Here is a 19,612-nt window from a genome sequence, read left to right as displayed (position 1 = left end):
GAGGTATTGAGCCTGGATGCGAGATCGGGCGCGGCGGCCCCAGCGGGGTTGCCGCGCCGCCGCGCGGGAATGCTAGTTTAGGTCGAATCAGGGAAGGGGCGAAAGGGTTTAAGACCCTGCGCCATAGGGCTTGCCAGGCGTGAGACTCCCCAGACTTTCGCTCTACCTGCTCGGCCAGCTCATCGGGCCGACGGCGCTCTTTACCTTCCTTCTGACGGCCGTGATCTGGCTCAGCCAGTCGCTGCGGCTGCTCGACCTCGTGATCAACCGCGGCCAGTCGGCGCCGACCTTCCTCTACCTCACCCTCCTCGTCCTGCCCGGCCTCCTGGTCATCATCCTGCCCATCGCTTTCTTCGCCGGGACGCTGTTCGCGCTCTCCAAGCTCAACACCGACAGCGAGCTGGTGGTGATGGCGGCGGCCGGGTTCAGCCGGCTGCAGATCGCCGTCCCCGTCTTCATCTCGGCCGCGATCATCATGGCGCTGACCTATGCCTGCGGCCTTTATCTGATGCCGGCGGGCCAGCGGGCGATGAAGGACAAGGTGGTCGACATCCGCGCCGATATCGGCGCGGCGCTGCTCAACGAGGGCGAGTTCAACACGCCGGCGACCGGGCTGACCGTCTTTATTCGCGAACTCAATTCCGACGGCACGATCCGCGGCGTCTTCGTGCACGACAACCGCAACAAGGCGCATCCGGTGACCTATCTGGCCGAGAGCGGCCAGCTCGCCCAGACCCCGGTCGGCGCGCGACTCATCATGGACGACGGCACCATCGAGGTCGCCAGCGGCGGCGGCGCGCAATTGCAGGTCCTGAAGTTCCAGCGCTACGTCTTCGACCTCGACCAGTTCTCGGGCCCGGCGCGCGCCACCGACCGCGCCACGAGCGAGCGCTACCTCTCCGAGCTGTTCCATCCCGATCCCGGCCTCGCGCCCAAGATCCGCAACGCCTATGTCGCCGAGGGGCACAACCGGCTGGCGCAGCCGCTCTACTGCATCGTGTTCGCGCTGATCGCGCTGGCCGCGATCCTGCGCGGCTCCCGGGCGCGCGGCGCCAACGCGCTGCGCATCACCTTCGCCATCGTCGCGGTGGCGGCGGTGCGCATCGCCGGCTATGGCGTGCAGGGGCTGGCGATCGGCAATCCGGCGCTGAACGCGCTGTTCTACGCGATCCCGCTCGTCGGCGCGGGCCTGGCGCTCGGCAATCTCGCGGGCATCGACCCGATCGCGTGGTTCCGGCGGCCGATCGCGGCGGACGCGCTGCCATGAGCTGGTCCTGGACGCTCTACCGCTATCTCGCGATGCAGTTCTTCATCGGCATCGCCATCGTCTACGGCACCCTGCTGATGCTCGCCTTCTCGATCGACGTCGTCGATCTCACCAACCGCACCGCCAGCCACAATGTCAGCACGCTGGTGGTGATCGGCATGGCGCTGCTGCAGCTTCCCGATCTCGGCCAGAAGATGATGCCCTTCGCGGTGCTGCTCGGCGGCGTATTCTCCTTCGCGCGGCTGTCGCGCAACCAGGAACTGGTCGCGGTGCGCGCCGCCGGCATGTCGGCCTGGGACTTCCTCCTGCCGCCGCTGGCGGTGGCGGCCGGGCTCGGCTTCGTCGTCGTCCTGATCGTGACGCCGATCTCGGCGCGGATGCTGGCGCAGTTCGCCGCGCTGGAGGCGAAATACATCAAGGGCGAGGCGTCGCAGCTTTCGGTCTCGCCGAACGGCCTTTACCTGCGCCAGGGCGATGCCAGCCAGCAATCGATCATCCATGCGCTGCGCGTCACCAACCAGGGCGTCCATCTGGAGAACGTCGTGGTGTTCCTCTACGGCGCCGGCGACCGCTTCACCGGCCGGGTCGACGCGCGATCCGCCGAGCTCGCGGGCGGCGTCTGGAAGATGACCGACGCCTGGGTCAGCGGCGCCGACGGCTCGCCGGCGCATCACGCGACCTACGATCTCACCACGACGCTGACGCCGGTGCAGATCCAGGAGAGCTTCGCCCCGCCCTACACGCTGTCGTTCTGGCAGCTTCCGAGCTTCATCCACGCGGCGCAGAATGCGGGTTTCTCGGCGGTGCGCTACGAGCTCTATTTCTACACCCTGCTCGCGATGCCGGCGCTGTTCGCCGCGATGGTGTTCATGGCCGCGAGCTTCTCGGTCCGGCTGGGGCGCAGCGGCGGGATGCTCCGCGTCGTCCTGATCAGCGCCCTCTCCGGCTTCGGCATCTATTTCTTCAGCGAATTCGCGCGCGCGCTCGGCCAGACCGGCATCCTGCCCGTGGCGCTCGCGGCCGGCGCGCCGGCCACCGCCGCGATCCTGATCGGCATGACCCTCGTCTTCAACCAGGAGGACGGATGATCCCGCCGCGCGGCCTCGTCCTCATCGCGGCGCTCGCGGCGTTCGCGGCCGCATCGGCCTCCGCCGCGCCGGCGCTGACGGTCCGGGGCGACGTGCTGCTCCAGGCCGACGAGATGGACTACGACGTCGACGCCCACATCGTCACCGCGCGCGGCCATGTCGAGATCGACAGCGACGGCCGCATCCTGCTCGCCGACCAGGTCGCCTACGACCAGGTGCACGACACGATGACCGCGAGCGGCCATGTCAGCCTGACCGACGAGAGGGGCAACGTCGCCTTCGCCGACCACGTCAACCTGCGCGACAAGATGCGCGACGGGGCGCTTCGCAGCTTCGCGGCGCTGATCGGCAAGAACGGCCGCATGGTCGCGGCCAGCGCGACGCGCAGCCAGGGCCGCTTCATCGAGGCCTTCGACGCCAGCTACACGCCCTGCAAGATCTGCAACCAGCCCGGCCAGCGCACGCCGGTCTGGCAGGTCAGCGCCGAGCATGTGCGCTACGACCAGCTCAACCACCGCATCATCTTCCACGACGCCAGGCTCGAATTCTTCGGCGTGCCGCTGTTCTACACGCCCTATCTGCGCGAATCCGATCCCACCGTGCGCTATTCCAGCGGCATCCTGACGCCCGATGTCGGCAATTCGACCAATATCGGCTACTTCCTGCGCCTGCCGGTCTACATCTCGATGTCGCCGTCGCGCGACGCCACGATCACGCCGATCATCTCCAGCCGCGGCGGCGACGTCATCGCCGGCGAATACCGCGAACGCTGGGACAACGGCGGCATGTGGCTGCAGGGCAGCGTCGGCTACAATTCGGACGGCGGCCTCAGCGGGCACCAGGGCCAGTTCTATTCGAGCCTGTTCGGCTCGGGACGCATTCCGATCGATACGGTGTGGCGCACCGGCTACGACGCGCAGCTCACCAACAACGACACCTATCTGAAGCGCTACGACTTCACGCTGCTCGACCGCCTGGTGAACGACGTGTTCGTCGAAGGCACGGGCGGACGCACGCGCTTCGCCGTCACCGGCTATTTCTTCCAGGGCCTGCGCGCGACCGACACGCCCGGCATCATCCCGCTGGCGCTGCCGCTGGTGGAGTTCAACTATATCCCGCTGAACAAGGTGCTGGGCAGCCAGTTCCGCCTCGACTTCAACACCATCGCGCTGACCCGCAATGTCGGCGAGAACGACCAGCGCGCCACGATGGAGGCGCGCATGCGCTGGCCGACCGTGCTGCCCGGCGGCCAGCTCCTGACCTTCCAGCTCGACGCGCGCGGCGACGTCTACCATGTGAGCGACCCGGGGACGCCCGGCAGCGGCGACAAGTTCATCAGCCGCGGGATTCCCTATGCCGCGCTCGACTGGCGCTGGCCGTTCATCTCCAACCTCACCAAGGACCGCTCGCTGATCCTCGAACCGATCGTGCAGGCCATCGCGCAGCCCTATGGCGGCAATCCCGCCGGCATCCCGGACGAGGATTCGGCCGCCTTCGAGCTCGACGAGAACAACATCCTCTCCTTCGACCAGCTTCCCGGCTACGACCTGGTGGAAAGCGGGCCGCGCCTGAATGTCGGCCTGCATGCGCGCGCGGTGTTCGCCTCCGGTTCGGTCGATGCGGTCCTGGGCGAGACCTACCGGCTGAAGCCCGATCCGATCTTCGCTCCGGATTCCCCCCAGTCGGGAACCGCGTCCGACATCGTGGGGCGCGTCAGCGTGAAGTTCCTGCCCTATATCGATCTCACCGACCGCATCGACATCGACCGCGCCAACGGCACATTGCGCCGGCACGAGGTCTACCTGACCGGCATCTTCGGGCGCACCTCGGTCCAGGTGAGCTATGTCCAGCTTCCGGCGGAAACCGCCACATTGGGGCTGGATCAGCGCGAGGAAATCAACGCCCAGGCCGACGTCAATTTCTATGAGAACTGGCAGGCCTTCGGCGCGCTGCGGCGCGACCTCCTGCAGGGCCAGATGCTCGATACCGAGCTCGGCCTGGGCTATGAGGACGAATGCCTGGGCATCTCCGTCGCCTACCGGCGCAAATTCACCACCGACCGCGACGTGCCGCCCTCGACCTCCATCATCCTGCGCTTCAACCTGAAAACCGGGGACCAGGCCATCGAGCCGTTTAGCTTGTTTCCACAAGACGTGTTCTCGCATCCTTGAAACCAAAGCATTTTCGCTTATGCTCCCGGCCGGTTCGGGGGCGGGCGCGTAAACCATTGAGATTGCTGCCGAAGGTCCGAACTTTGTCCAGGAAAGCTGCTTACCTTGTCGTCATCGGGGCGTTCGCCGCGCTCCTCGCGGTCCCGACTCCGGCGCAAAATCTCTCCGGCCCGCCCGGCGGAACGCCCCCGTCGACGCCGCCCGCGACGGCAACCCCGCCGGCAACGCCGCCCAATCCGCCGCCCGGCGCGGTGCTCCAGCCCGATCTGGGACCGAGCGACGGCGTCGCCGCCATCGTCAACGACGCGATCATCACCGAATACGATCTGCGCCAGCGCATCCTTCTCTACGCCTCGACCTCGGGCCAGCAGACGACGCCCGACATCCTGGTCAAGCTCCGGCCGCAGATCCTGGCGCAGCTCGAGACCGAGCAGCTCCAGATCCAGGAGGCGCGGCGCAAGAACATCACGGTGTCGCCGACCGACGTCGACAAGTCGATCGACCGCATCGTGGGCGACAACCACATGACCAAGGACCAGCTCGCCGAACTGCTCGCCAAGGGCGGCGTCCAGATGTCGACGCTGCGCGCCCAGATCGCGGTGCAGATCGCCTGGCAGAAGGCGGTGCAGGACGAGTTCCAGGACCGCGTGAACATCACGCCGCAGGACATCGACGCGGAGATCGCGCGCCTGAACGAAGGCGCCAACAAGACGCACTTCCTCGTCTCCTCCATCTTCCTCGGCGTCGAGAATCCCGACGTCGACGCCAAGGTGCTGAAAGACGCGCAGGACATCCATGCCCAGCTCGTCGGCGGCGCCAATTTCGGCACCGTGGCGCGCCAGTTCAGCCAGAGCCCGACGGCGGCGGCCGGCGGCGATCTCGGCTGGGTGTATCAGGGCCAGCTTCCCGCCGAGATCGACACGGCGCTGCAGAAGATGGAAATCGGCCAGGTCAGCGAGCCGATCCGCTCGGCCGGCGGCTATTACATCGTGGGCCTGCGCGACAAGGCGCTGGGCGCCAATGCCGTGCTGCCCGATCCGGCGACGCTGAAACCGGTCGGCCCGCTCACCGTGGCGCGCGTGCTCCTGCCGCTGCCGCCCAACGCGCCCAAGCCGTATCAGGAAAACGCCATGAAGCTGGCGGTGCAGATCCACGATCACGTCAGCGGCTGCGATACCCTGCCGAAGATGGCGGAACAGGTGCGCGGCCTCGTCTATCAGGACCTCCAGAAGATGGGCCTGAAGATCACCGATCTCAGTCCCGACATCCAGGCCGCCATCGCCAAGGCGGGCCCCGGCGAAGCGACGCCGCCCTTCAGCTCCCCGGCCGGCATCGAGATGATGGTCCGCTGCGACAAGCGCGCGCCCGAACAGCACAAGTTCAACCTGCCGAGCCGTCAACAGGTCGAGGAAAGCCTGTTCGACGAACAGATCACGATGCTGTCGCGGCGTTATATCCGCGATCTGCGTCGCAACGCCAATGTCGAGACCAAGTAACGCCGCGACGATCCTGATCACGATGGGCGAACCCGCCGGCATCGGGCCGGAGATCGCGGTCGCCGCCTATAAGGCGCTCGCGGGCAAGGCGGGCGGTCATCCCCTCAGGCTCATCGGCGATCCCGGCGTCTTTGCCGATTGCGGTTTCGACGGCGGGACGCTCGCCACCAAGGCGCGGGCCCGCCGCATTCCGGGCAAGCCGGATGCCGTGAACGCCGCGGCCGTCATCGAGGCGATCGAGACCGCGGTGGCGATGGCGCAGCGCGGCGACGCGGCGGCGGTGGTCACCGCGCCGATCAACAAGGCCGTGCTGGCCGCCGCCGGCTTCCCCTATCCCGGACATACCGAATTCCTCCAGGCCCTGACCGGCGCGCCGCGCGCCGTGATGATGCTGGCGAGCGATGCGCTCCGCGTCGTGCCGCTGACGATCCATGTGCCGTTGGCGCAGGTGCCGCGCGCGATCACGACCGCCGCCATCGTCGAGACCGGAGAAATCATCCTGGCCGCGCTGAAGCGCGACTTCGGCATCGCGGCGCCCCGGCTGGCGGTCGCGGGCCTCAACCCGCATGCCGGCGAGGAAGGCGTGCTGGGCGGCGAGGACAGCGCGGTCATCGCGCCGGCCGTCGCGGCCTTGAAGGCGAAGGGCCATGACGTGCGCGGGCCGCTTTCCGCCGACACGCTGTTCCACGACGAGGCCCGGGCGCGCTACGACGCGGCGCTCGCCATGTATCACGATCAGGCGCTGATCCCGATCAAGACGCTGTCCTTCTGGGACGGGGTGAACGTCACGCTCGGCCTGCCCATCGTGCGCACCTCGCCCGATCACGGCACCGCGTTCGACATCGCCGGCACCGGCAAGGCGGACGCCCGCAGCATGATCGCCGCGATCCGGCTGGCCGCGAAGATGGCCGATGCCCGGGCCGGATAACCTGCCCCCCCTGCGGGAGGTGATCGCGGCGCACGACCTGCGCGCCAAGAAATCGCTCGGGCAGAATTTCCTGCTCGATCTCAACCTGACGCGCCGCATCGCGCGCGCGGCGGGGGCGAACGAAGGCGGCGTGTTCTATGAAGTCGGCCCGGGTCCGGGCGGGCTCACCCGCGCGCTGCTGGCCGAGGGCGCGGGCCGGGTGATCGCGGTCGAGCGCGACGAGCGCTGCCTGCCGGCGCTGGCGGAGATATCGGACGCCTATCCGGATCGGCTTTCGGTCGTTTCCGCCGATGCGCTGGAGATCGACGAAGCGCGTCTGCTGGCCGATAGCGGCGTCGCCGGGCCGGTGCGCATCGCGGCAAATCTTCCCTACAATATCGGCACCGCCTTGTTGGTGAAGTGGCTCACGCGCGAAACCTGGCCGCCCTTCTGGGCGAGCCTCACGCTCATGTTCCAGAGAGAAGTCGCGCAGCGCATCGTCGCCAGGCCGGACACCGAACACTACGGAAGGCTGTCCGTCCTGGCCCAGTGGCGGACGACCGCGAAGATCCTGTTCGACGTGTCGCGCAGCGCCTTCGTGCCGCCGCCCAACGTGACCTCCAGCATCGTGCGGCTGGAGCCGCTGGCCGAGCCGGTCGCGCCGGCGCGGCTCGCCGATCTGGAGCGCGTGACCCAGGCCGCCTTCGGCCAGCGCCGCAAGATGCTGCGCCAGAGCCTGAAGAGCCTCGGCCCGGATGCCGAAAGCCTGATCCGCGCCGCCGGCATCGACCCGACGAACCGCGCGGAAAACCTTTCCGTGACGGAGTTCGCGGCGCTCGCGAATGCCCTTCCCCGCTGAGGCAGCGACCCCTTACGTTCGGGACGGTTTCTGCACAGGTGCTTGGAGTTCCGGAGAAATCGGCAGGGCCTCCCCGGTCGCCGCGTTTGCTGGCGCGTGTTACACCTGTCGATCCGGGGGGGGGCCTTGTCGACCCATGCTCAAGACGTCGCACTGGCCTCTGCTGGATTGGCTTCGCTTTTTCGCCGCCCTGCTGGTCGTCCTCGACCACGCCAGGCAGTTCACCTTCGGCTCCTACCAAGATCTGGACCCGCACGCGAAGGGAACCGTAGCGGCCGTCCTGATCTTCGCGACTATGAGATTCGGAAAGCACGGCGTCCTGATATTCTTCGTTCTGAGCGGATACCTCGTCGGCGGGCTGGCGACGAAGCGGTTCCTGGAGGGGCGCTTCGATCCCCGCGGATATGCTCTAGATCGGGCGGCGCGAATTTTCGTTCCGCTTATCCCAGCAATCGCATTGTGCAGCGTTCTGCAGATTTGGCTGGGCATTCCGATCCGATTCCAGGACCCCGTTTCCGCGATGCTCGGACTTCCGACCGGGGCGCTGCTCAGCGACGTGCCGCTTTGGTCGTTGCGATACGAGATGTGGTTTTATGTCTTTCACGGCGCCGTGCTTTCCCTCTTGCTTCCGTCGCGCGGTGTTCGGATCATCGCTTTCGGGTTCCTGATGGCGTCGCTGGTCGCATTCTCGTTTCTGGCGCTCCAATACCTTTTTTGCTGGTATTTGGGCGTGCTTTCGTTTCTGACGAATACGGGATTGGCATCCAGACGCAGCGGTTTCGCGGGAGCCGCGATCGCCCTGGCGTTTCTGACGATGTCGCAGGCTTTCGCACGAAGCAGTTTTCTCGGTCCGATGACCATACTGGGTGCGACGGGTTTTTCCGCCGGCTGCCTGCTTCTTCTTCCCCAACTCGCAAACCGCGATTTGTCGTCGCCGCGACTGGTCCGCCTCGGCGGCGGCCTCGCTGCGTTTTCCTACAGTCTCTATTTGATTCACTATCCCGTCCTGCTGGTGCTCGGCCGCTATCTGCCGCCGGTGCACAGGATCGACTTCGCCAATTGCGCCCTGTTGGCAGGACGCGTCGCCATCGCCATGCTCGCGGGCTACGTCTTCTATCTCGCGTTCGAAACGCATATCGGGCGCGTCCGGTCATGGCTCCGATCGGGTTGGCATCGAACCGAGCGGGTTGAAACCGCCTCGTGACATCGGACGGTCGAAGGCGGCGCAGTTTCCGCAAAGGAGGGTGGGACACCGGTTGCGGTTGAGGCGACCCCTGGGCCCATGCCACACTGACAACCAGTCAGAACCAGAAATCGAAGGGAGAGCCCGCGTGAAGAGCCAGGCCATCACCGAATTCGGCAAGCCGCTGCAGGAAATCGAGACGCCGACCCCCGTGCCGACCGGCACCGAGGTGCTGCTGAAAGTCCTGAACGCCGGCGTGTGCCACTCCGACGTCCACATCCATGACGGCTATTTCGACATGGGCGGCGGCGCCAAGCTTCCCATGGCGAACATGAAGCTGCCGCACACGCTGGGTCACGAGATCGAGGGCGAAGTCGTCGCCGTCGGCCCCGACGCCAAGGGCGTCGACATCGGCGTGCGCTATGCGGCGTTCCCCTGGATCGGCTGCGGCAAATGCCCGTCCTGCCTGCGCGGCGAGGAGAATCTGTGCATCGGCGGCCCGCGCCAGCTCGGCTGCTCGTCGGGCGTGGCCGGCGGATACGCGACGCATGTCCTGGTGCCGCATCCCAAATACCTCATCGACTACGGCAAGACCGATCCGGCGCTGGGCGCGGCCTATATGTGCTCGGGCCTGACCGCCTATTCGGCGATGAAGCGCGTCGGCGCGCTCGGGCCGGACGACCAGGTGCTGGTCTTGGGCGTCGGCGGCGTCGGCATGATGGGCGTGCAGTTCGCCAAGGCGATGTTCCACAAGGGACCGATCGCCGCCGACATCGACGACGCCAAGCTGGAAGCGGCGAAGAAGGCCGGTGCCTCGTCCGTCTACAACACCAAGGTGGACGGCGCGGCCAAGCAGCTGGTGGCCGACACCAAGGGCGGCGCCTACGCGGTGGTCGATTTCGTGGGCTCGGAGAAGAGCTTCGCCTTCGCCAGCCAGGCGGTGCGGCGCGGCGGCAAGGTGATCATCGTCGGCCTGTTCGGCGGCGCGATGCAGATGCCGCTGCCGATGTTCCCGTTCCGCACGATCTCCATCGGCGGCTCGATGACCGGCAGCCTGGGCGAGACCAAGGAGATGATGGAGCTTGTCCGCGCCGGCAAGGTCGACCCGATCCCCTATTCCAAGCGGCCGCTGAGCGCCGCGAACCAGACGCTCGAAGACTTGCGCGAAGGCAAGATCACGGGTCGGGTGGTGCTGACGCCGTAGCACCGCCTGTCATCCCGGCGAGGTGCGCGCCAGCGCACCGAGGGAAGGCGGCGATGACGAGGATAGTCTCGCCGAAGAGATCGGAATAACTTGGCGGCACCCGGGCAGCGTCAACGCCTGGGTCCCCTTCCCCTCGCATCGCTTCGCGATGCTCGGCCGGGGATGACAGTGGTGGAGGTTGCCTTGCCCAGCGAACCAATCCTCGAACCCGATCTGCCGATCGTCGATCCGCATCATCACCTGTGGGACCGGCCTACCGCGATCCTGCAGAACCTGCCGCCGTCCGAGCACGGCTTCATGGACATCATCCGCAACATCCCGCGCTATCTGTTCGACGAGCTCCTGAAGGACCTCAAGAGCGGCCACAACATCCGCGGCACGGTCTATATGGAGTGCGGCGCGATGTACCGCGCCGACGGGCCGCAGGAGCTGAAATGCGTCGGCGAGACCGAATTCGTCAACGGCGTCGCGGCGATGAGCGCCAGCGGCCTCTATGGCGAGGTCCGCGCCTGCGCCGGCATCGTCGGCCATGTCGACCTGCGGATCGGCGCCGACGCGGCCGAGGACGTGCTGCGCAGCCACATCGCGGCCGGCCACGGACGCTTCCGCGGCATCCGCCACTCGGCATCCTATGACGAGGACGCGAACGTGCTGGGGCCGCTGTCGGGCCGCAACACGGCGGGGCTCTACCTCGATCCGAAATTCCGCGAGGGCTTCGCGGTGCTGCACAGGCTCGGCCTCTCCTTCGACGCCTGGCTCCTGGAGCCGCAGCTTCCCGACCTGATCGATCTCGCCCGCGCCTTTCCCGAGACGACCATCGTGCTCGACCATGTCGGCACGCCGCTCGGCATCGGGCGCTTCGAGGGCAAGCGCGGCGAGCGCTTCGCCGAATGGAAGCAGAACGTCCAGGCGCTGGCGACCTGCCCGAACGTGGTGGTGAAGGTCGGCGGCCTGCCGATGCCCTTCGCCGGCTGGAAGAAGCGCATGCGCGAGGACGATCCGCCGTCGGAAATCCTGGCGCAGCAGTGGAAGCCCTATGTCGAGACGACCGTCGCCGCGTTCGGCGCCGACCGCTGCATGTTCGAGAGCAATTTCCCCGTCGACCGCTTCGGCTGCGACTACGCCAGCCTGTGGAACGCGTTCAAGCGGCTGGCGAAGGACTATTCGGCCGACGAGAAGACCGCGCTGTTCGGCGGCACGGCCAAGCGGGTGTACCGCGTGGCCATCGCATGATCGCCATCCGCCGCCTGACCGACCTGCCGCCGGATATCGAGATCCTGCGCAGCGAGGCGGCGGCGGACGGAATCCGCAACATGGGCATCCTGGTCGCCGACTGGCGGAGCGGCGCGGAACGCTACGGCAAGCCGGGCGAAGCCCTGTTCGGCGCCTTCGACGGCGCCCGGCTGGTCGGCGTCGGCTGCGTGAAGATCGAGCCCGCCGTCCCCGCGATGCGCATGCGCCGGCTCTATGTCCTGCGCGACGCGCGGCGACATGGCGTCGGGCGGCTGCTTGCCCAGGCCATGATCGCGCGCGGATTCGAAACCGCCGGCCGCCTCACCTGCAACGCCGTGCCGCCCGGCGCGGGCGAGTTCTGGGACGCGATGGCGTTCGAGCGCGTCGCGGCCGAAGGCTGGACGCACGAAATGCGGCGGTGATCGCCGCTACGGAACGACGTCTTCGATGCGGTCCGCGACCGCATCCTTGTCGCGCCCCGGCAGCAGCTTCATCGCGAGGATGAAGGCGGAGAGCACCAGGCAGATGCTGTTGGCGGCGATCAGCGGCCATTGCGCGAGCAGCACGCCGTAGCTCGTCCACGCCGCGAAGCCGACCACGGTGAGGAGATACATGCCGGTCGAGATGTCCTTGGTCTCGCGCGTGCGGATGATCTTCCAGGCCTGCGGCACGAAGCTGATTGTGGAACACAGCGCGGCGAGGGTGCCGATGATCGGGATGAGGGACATGACGAGGTAACCGGCGAGCGGTTGCGAGGTTCCCCTCACCCGGAAATGCTTCGCATTTCCGACCTCTCCCGCAAGCGGGAGAGGTGTCCTATCGCGTCAGCTCCGCAACGAAATCGCCAACGCCGACGAGGCGAGTGCGGCGGGCGCGTTCGGCGTCCAAGATCGCCTTGACCTGCGACAGCGCCTTGTCGACCTCGCGGTTGACGATGACGTAGTCGTATTCCGGCCAGTGGCTGATCTCGGCCGCCGCCTTCGCCATGCGCTTCGCCACGACCTCGTCGGAATCCTGGGCGCGCGCCTTCAGCCGGCGCTCCAATTCGTCGTGGCTCGGCGGCAGCACGAAGACGCTGACGAGATCCTGCCGGGCCCGCTCCGCCAGTTGCTGCGTTCCCTGCCAGTCGATGTCGAACAGCACGTCGCGGCCCCTGTCGAGCGCGGCCATCACCGGCGCCTTCGGCGTGCCGTAGCGGTGATCGAAAACGGTCGCATGCTCGAAAAAGTCGCCGGCCCTCACCATCTCCTCGAATTGCGGGTGCGCGACGAAGAAATAGTCCCGCGCCTCGACCTCGCTGGGCCGCTTGGCGCGCGTCGTCGCCGACACCGACATGAAGATGCCCGGATCGCTTTCGAGCAGCCGGCGCGCCAGCGTCGTCTTGCCGGCGCCCGACGGCGACGACAGGACCAGCATCAGGCCGCGCCGCGCGATCTCGCTCATTCGCCAAGCCTATTCGACATTCTGCGCCTGCTCGCGGAACTGGTCGATCACCGCCTTGAGCGCCAGGCCCAGCCGCGTCAGCGCGATGTCCGACGACTTGCTGCACAGCGTGTTGGCCTCGCGGTTGAACTCCTGCGCCAGGAAATCGATCTTACGACCCACCGCTTCGCCGGACGCCATCAGCGCGCGCGCCTCCTGCACATGGGCGGAGAGCCGGTCGAGCTCCTCGCGGATGTCGGCCTTCACCGCGAGCAGCGCCACCTCCTGCGCCAGCCGGTCGTCGGACAGCGTGCCGCCGGCCAGCATGTCCTTGACCTGCGCCGCGAGCTTGTCGCGCAGCGCCGCCGGCTGCGCCGCGGCGAGCGCCCGGGCCTCGCCGGTCAGCCGCGCGATCTCGTCGATCTGGCCCGACAGCACGGTGGAGAGCTTGTGGCCTTCGGTGGCGCGGGCGCGGGCGAGCGCGTCCAGGGCAGTCGCCAGCGTTTCCAGGATGGCGGCGTCGCGCGCGGCGCGCTCGCGCTCGTCAGTGGGGATGACATCGTCCTGCACGATCACGCCCTTGAGCGCGAGGATCCCGTCGATGCGCGCCGGCGCCAGGCCGGTCTCGGCCGCGACCTCGCGGGCGATGCGGATGGCGGAGGCCAGCGCGGCGGGATCGACGCGCAGGCCGCGGGCGCTCTCGCCGAGCTCGAAGGTCAGCGCCGCCTGGAGCGAGCCGCGCTTGAAGCGCTCGCCGGCCAGGGTGCGGGCGGCGGCCTCCAGTCCGTCGAAGCCCTGCGGCGTGCGCAGGCGGACGTCGAGGCCGCGGCCGTTGACGCTCTTGACCTCCCAGCGCCAGCGCGTGCCGTCGCGGCTGCCATGCGCCTCGGCGAATCCGGTCATGCTGACGATGGTCATGGCGACTCCAATCCGTCCGGAAGATAGACCCGGCGGGATCAACCGGCAAAGGCCGGAAACGCTGCTCTCATACCTCCACCCGTCATGGGCGGCCTTGAGCCGCCCATCCATCGCGCCCGCGCCTGCGGGCGCATGAGACTCTCTTCGGCGCGCAGACGCGCGCCGGATGGGTGGCCGGGTCAAGCCCGGCCATGACGGTTATTTTTTCACAAATGCGGAACCGTCGGCTCGGGCATCGCCGGCTTCAGCTTCTCGAGCCGCTCGCGGGCGCGCAGCGCGGCGACGTTGCGGTTCTGGTCGGCCACGGTCGGGGAGAACACGTGCCCGCCGGTGCCGCTCGCCACGAAGTAGAGGTCGTTCGTCGTGCCGGGGTCGAGCACCGCGGCGATCGCGTCCCTGCCCGGATTGCAGATCGGCGTCGGCGTCAGCCCCGCCACCGCATAGGTGTTGTAGGGCGTCACGCGGGTGAGCTCGCTCATGCGGATGCCGCGGCCGAGCGGATAGCCGCCGGTGAGCGAATAGATGATGGTCGGGTCGGATTGCAGCTTCATGCCGAGGCGCAGCCGGTTGACGAAGATCGCCGCGATGTGGCGCCGCTCGGCGGGCAGCGAGGTCTCCTTCTCCACGATGGAGGCGAGGATGATCGCCTCGCGCACGGTCTTGTAGGGCAGGTTGGCATCGCGCCTGGGCCACAGCCGGGCGATCAGCTTCTTCTGCGCCGCCGCCATGCGGTCCAGGATGTCCTGCCGGGTGGCGCCGCGCAGGAAGAGATAGGTCTCGGGCAGAAGCGTGCCTTCCGCCGGCACCGCAACGGGCGGGCCGGTGAGCTCGGCATCGGCGTTGATCAGCTTGGCGATCATGTCGCTGGTGAGGCCCTCGGCGGCGGTGATCTTGTGCTCGATCGACTTGCCGGCGATCAGGATGTCCATGATGTCGCGCATGCTGGCGCGGCTCGGGATCGCATATTCTCCGGCCTTGAGCGCGGCCGTGGTGCGGCGCAGGCGGACTCCCCACAGGAACAGGTCGGGATTGTCGATCGTGCCGGCGGCCGTCAGCGCGTCGGAGATGCCGCGCAGCCCGATGCCGGGCCTGATCACGACGTCGGTCTCGGCGCCGGCTTTCGCCGCCGGCCCCGGCGCGTCGAAATTGGTCTCCTCCCAGAAGGCCGCGCCGCCGGCGAGACCGGCCAGCAGGATGAGGACGACGAGGAGGCGGCCGAGGACGCGCACGTCAGTCCGCGCGGGTGAAGATCAGCGCGGCGTTGGTGCCGCCGAAGCCGAAGGAGTTCGACAGCGTGACGTTCACCTCGCGCTTCTTGGGCGTGTTGGGCACGAGGTCGAGCTGGGTCTGGCCGTCCGGATTGTCGAGATTGATGGTCGGCGGCACGATCCCGTCGCGCATCGCGAGCAGGCAGAAGATCGCCTCCACCGCGCCGGCGGCGCCGAGCAGATGGCCGATCGAGGATTTGGTCGAGGACATCGAGACCTTGGCCGCGGCGTTGCCGAGGAAGCGCTCCACCGCGCCCGCCTCGATATAGTCCGCCATGGTCGAGGTGCCGTGGGCGTTGACATAGTCGATGTCCGACGGCGCAAGGCCCGAGCGCTTCAGCGCCATCTGCATGGCACGGTAGCCGCCATTGCCGTCTTCCGACGGGGCGGTGATGTGGAAGGCGTCGCCGGAAAGGCCGTAGCCCTTCACCTCGCCATAGATCTTCGCGCCGCGCGCCTTGGCGTGCTCGTATTCCTCGAGGATCACCGCGCCGGCGCCCTCGCCCATCACGAAGCCGGCGCGGTCCTTGTCGTAAGGCCGCGAGGCCTTCTCCGGCGCATCGTTGAAATCGGTGCACAGCGCGCGGCAGGCATTGAACCCGGCGATGCCGAGCCGGCTGATCGCCGCCTCCGCGCCGCCCGCCAGCATCACATCGGCGTCGTCGAACGCGATCAGCCGCGCCGCGTCGCCGATGGCGTGCGCGCCGGTGGCGCAGGCCGTGACCACCGAATGGTTCGGGCCCTTGTAGCCGTGCTCGATCGAGGCATAGCCGGAGATCAGGTTGATCAGCCGCCCCGGGATGAAAAACGGCGAGAGCCGGCGCGGACCCTTGGTCTCGACCAGGAGCGCGCCTTCCTCGATGCCGGGAAGCCCGCCGATGCCCGAGCCGATGAGCACGCCGGTACGGTAGCGCTCCTCCTCGGTCTTCGGCTCCCAGCCGGAATCGCGCACCGCCTGCTTGGCGGCGGCCAGGCCGAAGACGATGAAATCGTCCATCCGGCGCTGTTCCTTGGGGTCCACCCATTGGTCGGCGTTGAACGTGCCGTCCGCCCCGTCGCCGCGCGGCACCTGGGCGGCGAAGCGGGTGGCGAGGTCGTCGGTCCGGAACTTGGTGATCGGCCGCGCGCCGGACTTGCCGGCGAGCAGGCGCGACCACGTCTCCTCCACGCCGCAGGCGAGCGGCGTGACGAGGCCAAGTCCGGTGACGACGACTCTACGCATGCTGGTGGGTGAGGAGGGGGACGTCAGGCGGTGGCCGACTTGTCGATGTATTTCACGGCATCGCCGACGGTGACGATGGATTCCGCCGCGTCGTCCGGGATTTCGATGCCGAACTCCTCCTCGAACGCCATCACCAGCTCGACGGTGTCGAGACTGTCCGCGCCGAGGTCCTCGATGAAGGACGCGTTCTCGGTGACCTTGTCGGCCTCGACGTTGAGGTGTTCGACGACGATCTTCTTAACGCGTTCCGCCGTATCGCTCATGGTATTGTAAGCCTCTCCTTGGATAGCCTGCCGGGGTTTGGGTTTCGGCCCGCAGGTTGGGCCCTCACTGATAAAGCATGTGGGGTCGGCGGGTTTCGTAACACAAAGGCTCGCCGCCCGCCACAACACGGTTAAGCCTTTGAACTTATTGTCAGATCATAGCCATTCCGCCGTTGACCTGGATGGTCTCGCCGGTCGTATAGGCCGCTTCCTCGCTGCTGAGATAGACCACCGCGGCGGCGATTTCCGCCGGGGTTCCCATCCGCCCGGCCGGGATGCGGGCCGAGATCGCCTCCTTCTGGGCGTCCGTCAGGGCGTCGGTCATCGCGGTCGCGATGAAGCCGGGCGCCACGGCGTTGACCGTGATGTTGCGCGACGCGACCTCGGCCGCCAGCGACTTGGTCATGCCGACCAGGCCCGCCTTGGCGGCGGCATAATTGCCCTGCCCCGGATTGCCGGTGGCGCCGACCACCGAGGTGATCGAGACGATGCGGCCCCAACGCTTCTTCATCATGCCGCGCAGGACGGCGCGGGAGAGGCGGAAGGCGGCGGTGAGGTTCACCGCGATGACCTGGTCCCATTCCTCGTCCTTCATGCGCAGGAAGAGGTTGTCGCGGGTGATGCCGGCATTGTTGACCAGGATGTCGATGGGCGCGCCGGCGGCGGCCTCCGCGGCTTTCACCAGCGCCTCGACCGATTCCTTGTTGCCCAGGTCGCAGGTCGCGACGAAGGCGCGGCCGCCGAGCTCGGCCTTCACCGCTTCGAGCGCCTCGGCCCGCGTGCCGGAGAGCACGACGCCGGCGCCCTGGGCATGCAGCGCCTTGGCGATGGCGCCGCCGATGCCGCCGGACGCGCCGGTGACCAACGCGGTCTTTCCTGAGAGGTCGAACATCAGAGGCCTTTCACGAAAGCTTCGATATCCGCCGGCGCGTCGAGCGTGACGGTCGTAAGATCCTTGTCGATGCGCTTGACCATGCCGGTGAGCACCTTGCCGCCACCGAACTCGACCGTCGCCGTGACGCCGTAGCCCTTGAACGCCAGCACGCTTTCGCGCCAGCGCACGCGCGCCGTCACCTGTTCAACGAGCAGGCGGCGGATTGTTTCCGGCTCGGCGGTTTCTGCCGCCGTCACATTGGCGACCACCGGAACGGCGAGCGGGCGGATCGTCACCGCCGCAAGCGCCTCGGCCATCTTGTCGGCGGCGGGCTGCATCAGCGGACAATGGAACGGCGCCGACACGTTGAGCGCCATGGCACGCTTGATGCCCAGCGCCTTGGCGATCTCGGGCGCCTTGTCGATCGCAGCCTTGGAGCCGGAGACCACGACCTGGCCCGGCGCGTTGTCGTTGGCGACGACGCACACGCCGCCGCCCGCCGCCGCGCATTGCCTTGCGAGTTCTTCGGCCTGTTCGATCTCGGCGCCGAGCAGCGCGCTCATGCCGCCCTCGCCGACCGGCACGGCGGACTGCATCGCCTGCCCGCGCGCCTTCAGCAGCCGCGCCGCATCGGCCAGCGTGAAGGCCCCGGCGGCGCACAGCGCCGTGTACTCGCCGAGCGAATGGCCGGCGACGAGTCGGGCGTGTTTCGCTAGATCGAGTCCGGCGTCCTTCTGCAAGGCGCGGACGATGGCCATCGAGGCGGCCATGATCGCGGGCTGGGCATTCTCGGTGAGGACGAGGTCGCTTTCCGGCCCCTCCCACATCAGCTTCGAGAGTTTCTGGTTCAGCGCGTCGTCGACTTCCTGGAAGACCTCGCGGGCGGGGGCGAAGGCCTCGGCGAGCGCCTTGCCCATGCCGACGGCCTGGGAGCCCTGCCCCGGAAAGATGAACGCGCGTGTCATGGCGCGGTGAAAAAGACCAAGGGCACGGCCAAGTCAAGGCGCGCGGCCAAATTGATATTTCGACGGCGCCGCCGCATAGCAGGTGCATGCGCCGCGCACCGGACAAGGAATTCCTGGTCAAGGCGATCTGGGACGCCGAGGCCGGCGTCTGGGTCGCCCCGAGCGACGACGTACCGGGGCTGGCGACCGAATCGAAATCTTTCGAATCGCTGCTCAAGAAGCTGCGCGGTCTGGTGCCGGAACTGCTGGAATTGAACGGATTGATTCAACGTGTCATCCCCGGCCGAGCGAAGCGAGGGGAAGCGGACCCAGGTCATCAGTCGAGCCTACTTTCACCGCTAATTTTCGAGATCGAGTGAGCTTCGCCGCCTGGGTCCCCTTCCCCTCACGTCGCTTCGCGACGTTCGGCCGGGGATGACAGCGCGGGCTACTGTAACGCCACGCCCTTGACCGTGATGCGGTGCATCAGGCGTTCCTCGCCGTGATAGTCGTTCAGCGCGAAGTGCCAGGTGGCGCGGTTGTCCCAGAACGCGACCGAGCCGGGACGCCATTGGAAGCGGCTGTGGAAGCGCGGCTGCATCGCGTGCGCGAACAGCCTGTGCAGCAGGGGCCGGCTCTCCTCCGTCGACTGTCCATCGAAGCGGATGGTGAAGCCCGGATTGACGTAGAGCGATTTGCGGCCCGACAGCGGATGGGTGATCACCACCGGATGCAGCGCCTTGCCGACCGCCGCGTCGTTGGCGAATTCCCGGCGCTCGGGATTGTCGTAATAGGCCTTCGAGCCGAAGACATGGGCGTTGGAATGCACCGCCTTGAGGTCCGCGATCTCCGCCTTGGTCGCATCGTCGAGCGCCGCGTAGGCGGCGACCATGTCGGCGAACATGGTGTCGCCACCGCTGGGCGGCAGCACGCGCGCCACCAGGATCGAGCCCATCGCCGGGATCTGGTCGTAGGAGTGATCGGTGTGCCAGCCGCCGCCGATATTGGTCTTCTGCTCGCGCTCCTTCTTCACGGCGGCGATCTCGCGATAGCCTTCGATGTGCGGGAAGAACCTGTTGATGTCGATCTCGCCCCAGCGCCTGGCGAAGGCGATGTGGTCGTCCTCGGTGAGATTCTGGTCGCGGAAGAAGATCACGCCGTGCTCGGCATAGGCACGCTCGAGCGCCGCCATGTCGGATTCGCGCAAGGCCCGCAGATCGACGCCCAGCACTTCCGCACCGCAGCCGCCTTCGTATTTGCGCACTTCGATCGCGCCCATCGCGTCCTCCGTTC

General features: G+C 67.6%; 20 protein-coding genes. 11 read left to right on the top strand and 9 right to left on the bottom strand.

Annotated features, from left to right (window positions below; genetic code table 11):
• Positions 1-139 precede the first annotated feature (139 nt).
• The 10 genes from lptF to WDN01_00755 all read left to right on the top strand — a co-directional run bounded on the left by lptF (position 140) and on the right by WDN01_00755 (position 11,830).
• Positions 140-1,267 carry an LPS export ABC transporter permease LptF gene (gene lptF / locus WDN01_00800; GenBank protein MEJ0024536.1) on the top strand — a complete coding sequence of 376 codons (1,128 nt, stop codon included), beginning with the start codon at positions 140-142 and terminating at the stop codon, positions 1,265-1,267.
• Positions 1,264-2,355: an LPS export ABC transporter permease LptG gene (lptG, locus tag WDN01_00795; GenBank protein ID MEJ0024535.1), complete on the top strand. Its 1,092-nt coding sequence runs from the start codon at positions 1,264-1,266 to the stop codon at positions 2,353-2,355. The genes lptF and lptG overlap by 4 nt, the downstream gene beginning before the upstream one ends.
• Positions 2,352-4,526, top strand: coding sequence for an LPS assembly protein LptD (gene lptD, locus WDN01_00790; GenBank protein MEJ0024534.1), 2,175 nt, complete (start codon positions 2,352-2,354; stop codon positions 4,524-4,526). Before lptG ends, lptD begins: the two co-directional genes overlap by 4 nt.
• Positions 4,527-4,609: 83 nt before the next feature.
• Positions 4,610-6,022, top strand: coding sequence for a peptidylprolyl isomerase (locus tag WDN01_00785; GenBank protein MEJ0024533.1), 1,413 nt, complete (start codon positions 4,610-4,612; stop codon positions 6,020-6,022).
• Positions 6,006-6,950 (top strand): 4-hydroxythreonine-4-phosphate dehydrogenase PdxA, encoded by a 945-nt coding sequence (gene pdxA, locus WDN01_00780; GenBank protein ID MEJ0024532.1) that lies wholly within the window; start codon positions 6,006-6,008, stop codon positions 6,948-6,950. The genes WDN01_00785 and pdxA overlap by 17 nt, the downstream gene beginning before the upstream one ends.
• A complete protein-coding gene (rsmA, locus tag WDN01_00775; GenBank protein MEJ0024531.1) occupies positions 6,934-7,788 on the top strand; it encodes a 16S rRNA (adenine(1518)-N(6)/adenine(1519)-N(6))-dimethyltransferase RsmA in 855 nt (284 codons plus the stop codon). The genes pdxA and rsmA overlap by 17 nt, the downstream gene beginning before the upstream one ends.
• Positions 7,789-7,924: 136 nt before the next feature.
• Complete coding sequence (locus WDN01_00770) at positions 7,925-8,992, top strand: acyltransferase (protein MEJ0024530.1); 1,068 nt, start codon at positions 7,925-7,927, stop codon at positions 8,990-8,992.
• 127 nt (positions 8,993-9,119) lie between these two features.
• Positions 9,120-10,175 (top strand): alcohol dehydrogenase, encoded by a 1,056-nt coding sequence (locus WDN01_00765; GenBank protein MEJ0024529.1) that lies wholly within the window; start codon positions 9,120-9,122, stop codon positions 10,173-10,175.
• A 183-nt stretch (positions 10,176-10,358) separates the two neighbouring features.
• Entirely contained in the window at positions 10,359-11,408 is a 1,050-nt protein-coding gene (locus WDN01_00760) for an amidohydrolase family protein (protein ID MEJ0024528.1), read from the top strand.
• A complete protein-coding gene (locus WDN01_00755) occupies positions 11,405-11,830 on the top strand; it encodes a GNAT family N-acetyltransferase (GenBank protein MEJ0024527.1) in 426 nt (141 codons plus the stop codon). Before WDN01_00760 ends, WDN01_00755 begins: the two co-directional genes overlap by 4 nt.
• A 6-nt stretch (positions 11,831-11,836) precedes the next feature.
• On the opposite strand, the gene WDN01_00750 is transcribed toward WDN01_00755, so the two are convergent.
• The 8 genes from WDN01_00750 to fabD form a co-directional block, all read right to left on the bottom strand.
• On the bottom strand, positions 11,837-12,136 hold the full coding sequence (locus tag WDN01_00750) for a SemiSWEET transporter (protein MEJ0024526.1): 300 nt from the start codon (positions 12,134-12,136) through the stop codon (positions 11,837-11,839).
• Positions 12,137-12,224: 88 nt separating this feature from the next.
• On the bottom strand, positions 12,225-12,851 hold the full coding sequence (gmk, locus tag WDN01_00745; protein MEJ0024525.1) for a guanylate kinase: 627 nt from the start codon (positions 12,849-12,851) through the stop codon (positions 12,225-12,227).
• Positions 12,852-12,860: 9 nt separating this feature from the next.
• Positions 12,861-13,748 carry a YicC/YloC family endoribonuclease gene (locus WDN01_00740; GenBank protein ID MEJ0024524.1) on the bottom strand — a complete coding sequence of 296 codons (888 nt, stop codon included), beginning with the start codon at positions 13,746-13,748 and terminating at the stop codon, positions 12,861-12,863.
• Positions 13,749-13,954: 206 nt separating this feature from the next.
• Positions 13,955-14,977, bottom strand: coding sequence for an endolytic transglycosylase MltG (mltG, locus tag WDN01_00735; GenBank protein MEJ0024523.1), 1,023 nt, complete (start codon positions 14,975-14,977; stop codon positions 13,955-13,957).
• A 1-nt stretch (position 14,978) separates the two neighbouring features.
• Positions 14,979-16,238 (bottom strand): beta-ketoacyl-ACP synthase II, encoded by a 1,260-nt coding sequence (fabF, locus tag WDN01_00730; GenBank protein MEJ0024522.1) that lies wholly within the window; start codon positions 16,236-16,238, stop codon positions 14,979-14,981.
• 23 nt (positions 16,239-16,261) lie between these two features.
• Complete coding sequence (locus tag WDN01_00725) at positions 16,262-16,501, bottom strand: acyl carrier protein (protein MEJ0024521.1); 240 nt, start codon at positions 16,499-16,501, stop codon at positions 16,262-16,264.
• A gap of 151 nt (positions 16,502-16,652) precedes the next feature.
• Positions 16,653-17,393 (bottom strand): 3-oxoacyl-[acyl-carrier-protein] reductase, encoded by a 741-nt coding sequence (gene fabG / locus WDN01_00720; protein ID MEJ0024520.1) that lies wholly within the window; start codon positions 17,391-17,393, stop codon positions 16,653-16,655.
• Entirely contained in the window at positions 17,393-18,340 is a 948-nt protein-coding gene (gene fabD, locus WDN01_00715; GenBank protein ID MEJ0024519.1) for an ACP S-malonyltransferase, read from the bottom strand. The genes fabG and fabD overlap by 1 nt, the downstream gene beginning before the upstream one ends.
• 86 nt (positions 18,341-18,426) lie before the next feature.
• Between fabD and WDN01_00710 the strand changes: the two genes are divergently transcribed.
• Positions 18,427-18,699, top strand: coding sequence for a DUF1902 domain-containing protein (locus WDN01_00710; protein MEJ0024518.1), 273 nt, complete (start codon positions 18,427-18,429; stop codon positions 18,697-18,699).
• Positions 18,700-18,767: 68 nt separating this feature from the next.
• On the opposite strand, the gene WDN01_00705 is transcribed toward WDN01_00710, so the two are convergent.
• Positions 18,768-19,598, bottom strand: coding sequence for a TauD/TfdA family dioxygenase (locus WDN01_00705; protein ID MEJ0024517.1), 831 nt, complete (start codon positions 19,596-19,598; stop codon positions 18,768-18,770).
• Between the last annotated feature and the right edge of the window lie 14 nt (positions 19,599-19,612).

The organism is Rhizomicrobium sp. (genome assembly GCA_037200985.1).
Classification (GTDB): Bacteria; Pseudomonadota; Alphaproteobacteria; order Micropepsales; family Micropepsaceae; genus Rhizomicrobium.
This window is presented reverse-complemented; position numbering and strand designations above follow the sequence as displayed.

Bases quoted from the DNA above. Each gene is read 5' to 3' on its own strand.
- lptG (MEJ0024535.1), top strand. From the start codon at position 1,264: ATGAGCTGGTCCTGGACGCTCTACCGCTATCTCGCGATGCAGTTCTTC.
- lptD (MEJ0024534.1), top strand. From the start codon at position 2,352: ATGATCCCGCCGCGCGGCCTCGTCCTCATCGCGGCGCTCGCGGCGTTC.
- pdxA (MEJ0024532.1), top strand. From the start codon at position 6,006: ATGTCGAGACCAAGTAACGCCGCGACGATCCTGATCACGATGGGCGAA.
- rsmA (MEJ0024531.1), top strand. From the start codon at position 6,934: ATGCCCGGGCCGGATAACCTGCCCCCCCTGCGGGAGGTGATCGCGGCG.
- WDN01_00770 (MEJ0024530.1), top strand. From the start codon at position 7,925: ATGCTCAAGACGTCGCACTGGCCTCTGCTGGATTGGCTTCGCTTTTTC.
- WDN01_00755 (MEJ0024527.1), top strand. From the start codon at position 11,405: ATGATCGCCATCCGCCGCCTGACCGACCTGCCGCCGGATATCGAGATC.
- WDN01_00750 (MEJ0024526.1), bottom strand. From the start codon at position 12,136: ATGTCCCTCATCCCGATCATCGGCACCCTCGCCGCGCTGTGTTCCACA.
- gmk (MEJ0024525.1), bottom strand. From the start codon at position 12,851: ATGAGCGAGATCGCGCGGCGCGGCCTGATGCTGGTCCTGTCGTCGCCG.
- WDN01_00740 (MEJ0024524.1), bottom strand. From the start codon at position 13,748: ATGACCATCGTCAGCATGACCGGATTCGCCGAGGCGCATGGCAGCCGC.
- fabF (MEJ0024522.1), bottom strand. From the start codon at position 16,238: ATGCGTAGAGTCGTCGTCACCGGACTTGGCCTCGTCACGCCGCTCGCC.
- WDN01_00725 (MEJ0024521.1), bottom strand. From the start codon at position 16,501: ATGAGCGATACGGCGGAACGCGTTAAGAAGATCGTCGTCGAACACCTC.
- fabG (MEJ0024520.1), bottom strand. From the start codon at position 17,393: ATGTTCGACCTCTCAGGAAAGACCGCGTTGGTCACCGGCGCGTCCGGC.
- fabD (MEJ0024519.1), bottom strand. From the start codon at position 18,340: ATGACACGCGCGTTCATCTTTCCGGGGCAGGGCTCCCAGGCCGTCGGC.
- WDN01_00710 (MEJ0024518.1), top strand. From the start codon at position 18,427: ATGCGCCGCGCACCGGACAAGGAATTCCTGGTCAAGGCGATCTGGGAC.
- WDN01_00705 (MEJ0024517.1), bottom strand. From the start codon at position 19,598: ATGGGCGCGATCGAAGTGCGCAAATACGAAGGCGGCTGCGGTGCGGAA.